The sequence below is a fragment of the Gelidibacter sp. genome (assembly GCF_039916245.1).
Taxonomy (GTDB): domain Bacteria; phylum Bacteroidota; class Bacteroidia; order Flavobacteriales; family Flavobacteriaceae; genus Gelidibacter.
Genome location: NZ_JBDSLS010000300.1, coordinates 1 through 8,875 on the forward strand (window position 1 = coordinate 1; position 8,875 = coordinate 8,875).

7 protein-coding genes are annotated in these 8,875 nt (G+C 40.8%); 5 read left to right on the forward strand and 2 right to left on the reverse strand.

From position 1 onward, the window contains the following. Both tkt and ABIQ28_RS15160 read right to left on the reverse strand, forming a co-directional pair. Positions 1 to 1,669, reverse strand: a 1,669-nt coding sequence (gene tkt / locus ABIQ28_RS15155) for a transketolase (protein WP_348038802.1), incomplete at its 3' end; no start/stop codon positions are given. 4 nt (positions 1,670 to 1,673) lie between these two features. Continuing rightward, the gene (locus ABIQ28_RS15160; RefSeq protein ID WP_348038804.1) at positions 1,674 to 2,972 is read right to left on the reverse strand and encodes an NAD(P)/FAD-dependent oxidoreductase; all 1,299 of its coding nucleotides are present in this window, start codon (positions 2,970 to 2,972) and stop codon (positions 1,674 to 1,676) included. Positions 2,973 to 3,609: 637 nt separating this feature from the next. Between ABIQ28_RS15160 and ndhC the strand changes: the two genes are divergently transcribed. From ndhC to nuoF, 5 genes are all read left to right on the forward strand, one after another. Then, positions 3,610 to 4,032 carry an NADH-quinone oxidoreductase subunit A gene (gene ndhC / locus ABIQ28_RS15165; RefSeq protein ID WP_348038806.1) on the forward strand — a complete coding sequence of 141 codons (423 nt, stop codon included), beginning with the start codon at positions 3,610 to 3,612 and terminating at the stop codon, positions 4,030 to 4,032. Between the two features lie 2 nt (positions 4,033 to 4,034). Beyond that, complete coding sequence (gene nuoB, locus ABIQ28_RS15170; protein ID WP_348038808.1) at positions 4,035 to 4,673, forward strand: NADH-quinone oxidoreductase subunit NuoB; 639 nt, start codon at positions 4,035 to 4,037, stop codon at positions 4,671 to 4,673. 276 nt (positions 4,674 to 4,949) lie between these two features. After that, positions 4,950 to 6,689 (forward strand): NADH-quinone oxidoreductase subunit C/D, encoded by a 1,740-nt coding sequence (gene nuoC / locus ABIQ28_RS15175; RefSeq protein WP_348038810.1) that lies wholly within the window; start codon positions 4,950 to 4,952, stop codon positions 6,687 to 6,689. 44 nt (positions 6,690 to 6,733) lie between these two features. Continuing rightward, a complete protein-coding gene (gene nuoE, locus ABIQ28_RS15180; RefSeq protein WP_348038812.1) occupies positions 6,734 to 7,213 on the forward strand; it encodes an NADH-quinone oxidoreductase subunit NuoE in 480 nt (159 codons plus the stop codon). Between the two features lie 293 nt (positions 7,214 to 7,506). Continuing rightward, positions 7,507 to 8,784: an NADH-quinone oxidoreductase subunit NuoF gene (nuoF, locus tag ABIQ28_RS15185; RefSeq protein WP_348038814.1), complete on the forward strand. Its 1,278-nt coding sequence runs from the start codon at positions 7,507 to 7,509 to the stop codon at positions 8,782 to 8,784. Positions 8,785 to 8,875: the final 91 nt, after the last annotated feature.

The window sequence follows — 8,875 nt, forward strand, 5'->3', positions numbered from 1 at the left end:
TTAAAATAATATCCGGAAGACCCTCTGAATCAGAAAGAATGTAAGCGCCTTTCTCCAGGTTTTCTGCTTTGGCATATTTTTTCTGATCGATAATCGGAATTTCCTGACGGGTCAAAACAATGGCTACTGGTCCATTTGTATGTTTGATGGCCACACGCCAAGCTTGCGCGGTTTCGTTGGCATCTGCCGGACGGATGACGGTCATATTTGGGACGCTGCGCAGTCCGAGCAATTGTTCGACAGGTTGATGGGTGGTACCGTCTTCGCCCAAAGCGATGCTATCGTGCGTGAACACCATAATCGGTCGGATTTTCATAATGGCGGCCAATCGTAATGGCGGACGCATATAATCGGAAAAAATCAGAAAAGTAGCGCCATAAGGAATTAGATATTTACTGAGTGCCATCCCGTTGATGATGGCGCCCATGGCATGTTCTCGGATGCCGAAATGGAAGTTGCGACCCATCCGTTGTGTTGCAGAAAAAGAGAGGTAATCATTTAAATTGGTATCCGTTGATGGCGATAAATCGGCTGAACCACCAATTAATTGTGGAAAATATTCCGCGATAGCATTCAAGATTTTTCCAGATGCTTTACGGGTTGCCATGCCATTGCCAGGTTCAAATACTGGAAGTTTTTTCTCCCAGTCATCAGGTAGTTTTCCGTTAATTATGTTTTCGTATTCATTGGCAAGATCACGGTGGCGCACCTTATAGTTTTCATATAATTCGTTCCAATTGTCTTCATTTTCTGCTGATTTACTTCCGGCTTTTCTGTAAAAATCTAAGACATCATCATGGACTATAAAATCTTTATCGGGATTGAATCCGAAGTTTTGCTTTACCAAACGCACTTCGTCTTTGCCCAACGCTGAACCGTGTGCTGCCGCTGTGTCCTCCTTATTTGGACTTCCATAACCAATATGACTGCGAACCTTAATGAGCGAAGGGCGATTGGTTTCATTTTGGGCGTTTTTAATGGCTTTTGAAAGTGCATCGAGGTCATTGATATCGGATAGATTTTGAACATGCCAACCATAGGCTTCAAAGCGCTTTGAAACATCTTCATTAAATGTGAGAGAGGTGTCACCTTCGATGGTAATATGATTGTTGTCGTAGAAATAAATCATATTTCCTAAGCCGAGGCGACCAGCAAGGGAAGCCGCTTCGGCCGAAACACCTTCCATAAGATCGCCATCGCTGCAGATGGCATAAATTTTATAATCAAATAGTTTGAAATCGGGCTGGTTGTAACGCTCCGCTATATATTTTTCGGCAATTGCCATGCCCACACCATTTGCAAATCCTTGTCCCAAAGGTCCCGTAGTGACTTCTATTCCAGGCATAAGTCCATATTCGGGATGGCCCGCCGTGATGCTGTGTAGTTGACGGAAATTTTTGATGTCGTCGAGTGTGATTTTATAGCCCGTTAAATATAAATAACTGTATTGTAACATGCAGGCATGCCCACAGGATAGAACGAACCGATCGCGATTGGCCCATTCTGGATTTTTTGGATTGTAGTGCATGAACTCCGACCATAATAAATGGCCTAATGGCGATAGCGCCATCGGGGTGCCAGGATGTCCTGAATTTGCTTTTTGCACGGCATCGGCCGATAAAACGCGTACGGTGTCAATACATTCCTGAATTAATTCTTTAGTTTCCATATGTCTATACTTCGTCTTTAATTTTTTCCTTCTGTGGTTGCCTTCTATTCACTTCTGCAGAATTTAAAATAACCCCAAGAGGTCGGTCATAGCTGAAATAATTTGTAGACCAATCAATAAAAGCTACTATTTTACTACGAAAACCTACAATCGATAAGATGTGAACAAACATCCAAACAAACCAGGCAAATACGCCCTGAAACTTGTAATGTGGCAGATCGACTACGGCTTTATTTCTTCCGATAGTGGCCATGACACCTCTATTGTGGTATTGAAACGGGGCCATCGGATTATTTTCTATTTTATTCAAAATATTCTTCGCCAAAAGTTTGCCTTGCTGTTGTGCTACAGGAGCTAACATGGGCTGTCCCTTTGGGTTTTCGATGGTAATATGTGCGGCGACATCTCCAATAGCAAAAATATTCTTACAACCACTGACTTCATTGTATTCATCAACTGAAATACGATTACCAGGCAAGATGGTGTTCTCAGGAAACCCCTTTATTGGCGCACCTTTTACTCCGGCAGTCCAGATGACGAGGTTGGTATTAAAAAAGCTTCCATCGGCGAACTCAATTTTATCGCCATCATAATTTTCAACCCGTGTATTTAAACAGACATTGACGCCCAATTCTTTTAGATATTCCAGACTTTTATCAGAAGCTTCTTCTGACATCGCTTCCAGTAATTTAGGACCCGATTGATAAAGGTTAATGTTCATGGTTGAGCGGTCCAAATCTGGGAATTCTTTTGGAAGAACATACCGCTTCATTTCTGCTAATGCTCCAGCCAACTCCAATCCAGCCGGACCGCCGCCAATGATGGCGATATTCATAACTTCCTTGAGTGGATTCTTCATCTTATAGGCCATCGCTTTTTCCAGATTTCTGAAAATGCTATTTCGCAGTGACAGGGCCTCTGGAACTGACTTTAAGGCCAGTAGTTTATCCTTGACGGGTTCAAAATTGAAAAAATTGTTTTCACTTCCCGAGGCGATAACAAGGTAATCGAAGTCAATTTCTCCAATAGATGTAAAAACCTGATTTTTTTCAATGTTAACGGATAGCACTTCAGCCATCCGAAAGTGGATGTTTTTGTATTTTCTAAAAATCCGACGCACAGGATAAGCAATGCTTCCGGGTTCAAGGCCGCCTGTTGCTACCTGGTACATTAAAGGTTGAAAATTGTGGTAGTTGTTCTGATCAATCAGAACCACTTCAACGGGTTTATTGCAAAGTTCTTTGACCAATTTGATTCCACCAAAGCCTGCGCCAACAATAATTATTCTAGGGTTTTTTGACATTTAAATTTTAGGATCATTATTTTTTGTAAAGTGAATGCCAATGCGTGCTAACTAGAGGTTCAAATCTCACACTTTTCAACAAGTATGTGCCGGTTTTAATAAGTGGAGGCTTAATTACCGAGCCGTGGCATTTTCCTTTTTTTCAATTGTTATAAAGATAACTTTTCATTTTTTGGATGGCTTACAGAAACGCAATGATATTTTACATTATTCACACACAAGTGACGTTTTTAATGGTTTCAGGATGAATAGGATACTGACTGGTTTGATTGTTAAAGTACATGTAAAAACACGTGTTGAGTTTTTTGTAAAGTAGAACACAAAATCTCATCTCATCTTTAAATGTGCATTCAAACAATAAGATGAAATACGTGAAGAGTTTTTTGGAATTAACACGCGTAAAACCTTTGTTGAAAGCGTAAAGTAAGTGGGTTAAATTACTGAGACTAAGGAGTGCATGAACTTTTAAATAATAGTCAAATCTATGAATTATGCAACTTTCGTTATATTGTTTGTAAGAAATTTGAGTGGGTATCTCTCTAACTTTAAGGAATATACTTAGAGATTTAAGTCCTTCTCAAAGGAATATACAACATTTTCATTTCTCAAAAAACTGATTTATTAAATCGTGCTTTAAATGGAACATACCACAAACATCACTTTATTATGGCCTTTGCTGTTTTATGGATTCGCCGTGATTTTATTGGTAGGTGGAATGTTAGGCGTCTCTTATTTTTTAGGTGAACGCCATAACGAAAAAGCGACATCCCAACCTTTCGAATCGGGAGTCATCCCTACAGGTTCTGCACGCTTGCATTTCCCCATACATTTTTATGTCGTTTCGATGTTTTTTGTGGTGTTTGACCTCGAAGCTGTTTTTGTCTTCACTTGGGCCATCTCCATTCGAGAAACCGGATGGCCAGGATATATCATCATACTCGTTTTTATAGCTGAACTACTGATTTTGCTTTTCTATCTCTGGAAAATTGGAGCTATGGACTTTGGTCCGAATACTAAGGCGATTCTTAAAGCCTATCATAAAAAAACAAAAACCAATTAAAGATGAAATGGTGGACCAGCAAAGCAGCCAACCCAACAGCGGTTATAAAAGGGAATGGTTCGTTCGAAGAAACGATTCAAGAAAATATTCTTTTTACAAACATGGACAGCATGGTAGCTTGGGGTCGGAAAAATTCGATTTGGCCTTTCAATTTTGGGCTTTCTTGTTGTTATGTGGAGATGGCCACGAGTATTACCAGTAAATACGATTTGGCACGTTTTGGCGCAGAAGTGATTAGAGGCACACCTCGTGAAGCCGATATGATGGTAATTGCCGGAACGGTATTTATTAAAATGGCACCTGTCATACAACGTTTATATGAGCAAATGATGGCGCCCCGTTGGGTAATTTCTATGGGTTCTTGTGCCAATTCTGGCGGTATGTATGATATCTACAGCGTGGTACAGGGCGTAGATAAATTTTTGCCTGTGGATGTTTATGTGCCCGGTTGTCCGCCCAGGCCGGATGCCTTCCTTGAGGCCATTTTACTGCTGAGAGATCAAGTAGGCAAAGAACAGAGACCCTTGAGCTGGAGGATAGGTCCTCAAGGAATTATAAAACCCAACGAAGTTTCTATGAGAGATTTACAAGGGCCACAACGACTGAAAATGACCGAAATACAAAGTCCTGATAAAATTTGAGGGAAGGTTTCCTATATAAAGATTCAAGACCGCTTCGCTTATAGAATATAGAATAAAGACTAGAGTGGTAAAATGCTGAAGGAGTAGGATTTAAAAATCAAAAACCACTCAGGGTTTGTACTTTTCACTGGGATTTTATTAAATAACGAAAAGTAGATGTAATTATTAAAAACTTTAAAAACTCGTATTTCTCATGGTTTACATCAAGTAAAACAAGGTTTAATTGGACAACAATGATAAATGATTACAAATACCAATAGTTTGCATAGATGAAAAATGAAGGAAATAACTACCATATTAAAAGATCACTTTCAAGAGGTAATTATAAGTGTTCAGGAAACCAAAGATAATTTTCCCACTCTTTGGATTCATGGCGACCATATTGTTGATGTCTTGCGTTTTCTGAAAAATGATGTGGAAGAGCCTTTCAAGATGTTGTATGATCTTACAGCGATTGATGAGCAGGCGAGAAAATTTCGAAATGGTCAGCCCGAAAGTCGCTTTACCATTGTTTATCAACTGCTTTCCTTCGAAAGAAATGATTTTGTGCGTCTGAAAGTGGCACTGACTTCTAGCGAAGCTTCCATCGCATCGGTAACTTCGGTATGGCCTTCAGCTAATTGGTACGAAAGAGAAATATATGACCTTTTTGGTGTGAAATTTACCGGACATCCAGATTTGAGACGAATTCTGATGCCACGAACTTGGGTGGGACATCCTTTACAGAAATGTCATCCTGCTAGAGCCACTGAAATGGGGCCTTTTCAACTACCTGATGATAAACAAGAAAGAGAAATGGAAGCGCTCCGTTTCAAACCTGAAGAATGGGGACTGGATAAAACCTTAGGTGGCGATGAATTGATGTTCCTTAACCTTGGGCCACAACATCCCGGAACGCATGGGATCCTCAGGCTCATATTACAACTGGATGGGGAGCAAATTGTAAATATTGTTCCAGATATAGGATTTCATCATCGTGGAGCCGAAAAAATGGGAGAGCGGCAATCCTGGCATACCTATATTCCATATACGGACCGCGTGGATTACCTGGGTGGCGTCATGAACAATTTCCCCTATGTCATGGCTGTTGAAAAACTAGGCGATATCGATGTTCCGGATCGAGCGAAAGTCATCCGGATTATGATGAGTGAACTCTTTAGAATTTCGAGTCATTTGGTTTGGTATGGCACCTTTGCTCAGGATTTAGGTATGATGACACCCGTGTTTTTGATGTTTAATGATCGTGAGAAAGTCTTGGAAATTGTAGAAGCCATTTGTGGTGCCCGAATGCATCCCAACTGGTTCCGAATTGGAGGCGTGGCACAAGATTTACCTGAAGGATGGGAGAAACTGATACAGGGATTCATTGATTATTTTAAAAATAAGCTCAACGAGTACGATAAGATGATTATGCGAAACAGCATTTTCAAAGCACGTACCGTCGGTATTGGAGTTTATACAACGGAAGAGGCGATAGAATGGGGCATCACAGGTCCTGGCCTAAGGGCTACTGGATTTGAATGGGATTTCAGAAAAAAACAGCCGTATTCTGGTTATGAGCAGTTTGAATTCGACATTCCCACTGGCAAGAATGGCGATTGCTACGACCGATCAGTCGTACGTATTGAAGAGATGCGACAAAGTGTGCGGATCATTGAGCAATGCCTTCACAAGATGCCAGCAGGGCCCTATAAATCAGAGCATCGATTGACAACACCGCCCCGAAAAGAAAATACCATGAAAGATATTGAAACGCTCATTAATCATTTTGTGCATACCACCTGGGGTCCAGCTATACCACATGGCGAGGCATTTTGCGGCGTGGAAGCTACCAAGGGACATAACGGCTACTATCTTATTGCTGATGCTAGTACCTCCTCATATCGAACTCGCATCCGTACGCCATCTTTTCCGCACATGCAATTTGTGCCGGAAATCAGCAAGGGTTACAGTGTTGCCGATTTACTGGCCATATTGGGAAGTGTGGATTATGTGCTCGCGGATATTGACCGATAGGAATTCAATAAATTAATTATAAACGAATAAAAATTGCAATTAAAATGGCGCAAGAACAAATTTTATCGGAAAAAGAAATATCGGAAATCAAAGATTCCTTTAAACATTTTCCAGTGAAAAGCGCCGCTTGTATTGAAGGACTTAAGATCGTTCAAAAGTATCATCGTTGGGTTTCTGATGAAGCATTAAAAGAACTGGCAGCCATTTTAGAGATGTCAGTGGATGCTGTTGATAGTGTGGCAACCTATTATAATTTGATATTCCGAAGGCCAGTTGGACGGCATGTGATCCTGGTGTGTAATAGTGTGAGTTGCTACATTATGGGATATGATGAAATTATTACTTTTTTAAAGCAAAAACTTGAGATCGAATATGGTCAAACTACCGGAGATGATCGGTTTACATTATTGTCTGTACCTTGTCTTGGAGATTGTGACCATGCGCCCGTTCTGATGATTGATAATGATTTACACCGGAGTTTGACGCTTGATAAATTGGAGAAAATATTGGATAATTATGAATGATGAATTTTGTAATAGGCATTAGGAGTTAGGAATGAGGTGTGAGGTAATTTTATGTCCTAATATAGAGTGATCACTTTAAAGAAAGTGTAAAAGTTATGAAGTCAATAGAAAATACCATCTACTATATCTGGGTTATTTAAGTTAATTAAGAATCTGCGAAGATCTGCGTGCGGGAAACTATATGAATGAAAAGTGATTTTATCTTCCTAAAAGCAAGAACGTAAAGTTGCGCAAAGTAGGCAAAGAGCTCGACAATTAGGGAAGTCCAAATAAAGCGATGAATTTTAAATACGATGGAAAAACCACTAACAGAAGATATTAAAAGTGATGGCACTTGGCTGACCCTGGAAGAATATGAGAAAACTGGCGGCTATAAAGGTTTGGGTAAAGCTCTTTCCATGGAGTCGAAATCGATTACCCAAATGGTATTAGATTCTGGATTGAAAGGACGTGGTGGTGCGGGTTTTCCTACGGGTCAAAAATGGAGTATGGTTCCAATGGATGAAAGTGCCCGCTATCCCAAATATTTTGTGGTCAATGCTGATGAAATGGAACCTGGTAGTTTCAAAGACCGATTGTTGCTGGAAACAAATCCGCATCAAATTATTGAAGGCGCTATCATTGGAGCCTTTGCCATTGAGGCGAATTTCAGTTATATATTCTTACGTTGGGCCTATCATAAAGCAGCGAAAGCACTTACTCAGGCTATTCAAGAAGCCTACGAAGCTGGTTATCTTGGAAAAAACATTATGGGAAGCGGTTTTGATCTGGAAATGTCACTACATATCAGTGTAGGACGCTATATGTGTGGCGAAGAAACCGCATTGCTCAATGCCTTAGAAGGAAAACGAGCATTACCCAGAGCCAAACCACCGTATCCAGTGGTCAGCGGATTGTTTGGGAAACCTACCATTGTAAATAATGTGGAGACAATCGCCAATGTTCCACATATTATTGCCAAGGGTGCGGATTGGTTTATGAAATTAAGCAAATCAGAAGGCGAAGGTGGAACCAAACTTTATGGAGCAAGTGGCCGTGTCAAAAACCCAGGATTGTGGGAGTTGCCATTAGGAACTACTTTACGAGAACTTCTGGAAGTTCATGCTGGTGGAATGCAAGATGGATATGCGTTCAAAGGTGTTCTTCCTGGTGGCGGATCAACAGATTTCCTTACAGAAGAGCATCTGGACACGCCCATGGATTTCGACAGTGTCCAGAAAGTAGGAAGCAGGATGGGTACAGGTACGATCATCGTTTTGGATGATAAAACGTGTCCGATAGGAATGTTACGCAGTCTGGAACATTTTTTTGCCCATGAATCCTGCGGATGGTGCACACCATGTAGAGAAGGTCTGCCTTGGACTGCGAAATTACTCGACGCCATAGACGCAGGACGCGGTAAAATGGAGGACCTTGATATTCTCGAGTTTCATACCAAATACATGGCACCCGGAAATACCTTTTGTGCACTAGCTCCAGGTGCTATGGAGCCCTTGCAGAGCGCTTTGAAATATTTTAGAGCAGATTTTGAACAGCATATTCACGAACAGAAATGCCCTTATAAATCATGAAATAGGAGTGCTAAAAATATCATCTACCGATAATAGAATTAATCACGAATAACATATCTGTTCTGAGCCAAGTCGAAGTATGACCAATTAA

What these genes read in the sequence shown, in the direction of transcription:
- ABIQ28_RS15160 (WP_348038804.1), bottom strand. Translation starts at nt 2,972, where the DNA reads ATGTCAAAAAACCCTAGAATAATTATTGTTGGCGCAGGCTTTGGTGGA.
- nuoE (WP_348038812.1), top strand. Translation starts at nt 6,734, where the DNA reads ATGGCGCAAGAACAAATTTTATCGGAAAAAGAAATATCGGAAATCAAA.
- nuoF (WP_348038814.1), top strand. Translation starts at nt 7,507, where the DNA reads ATGGAAAAACCACTAACAGAAGATATTAAAAGTGATGGCACTTGGCTG.
- nuoC (WP_348038810.1), top strand. Translation starts at nt 4,950, where the DNA reads ATGAAGGAAATAACTACCATATTAAAAGATCACTTTCAAGAGGTAATT.
- ndhC (WP_348038806.1), top strand. Translation starts at nt 3,610, where the DNA reads ATGGAACATACCACAAACATCACTTTATTATGGCCTTTGCTGTTTTAT.
- nuoB (WP_348038808.1), top strand. Translation starts at nt 4,035, where the DNA reads ATGAAATGGTGGACCAGCAAAGCAGCCAACCCAACAGCGGTTATAAAA.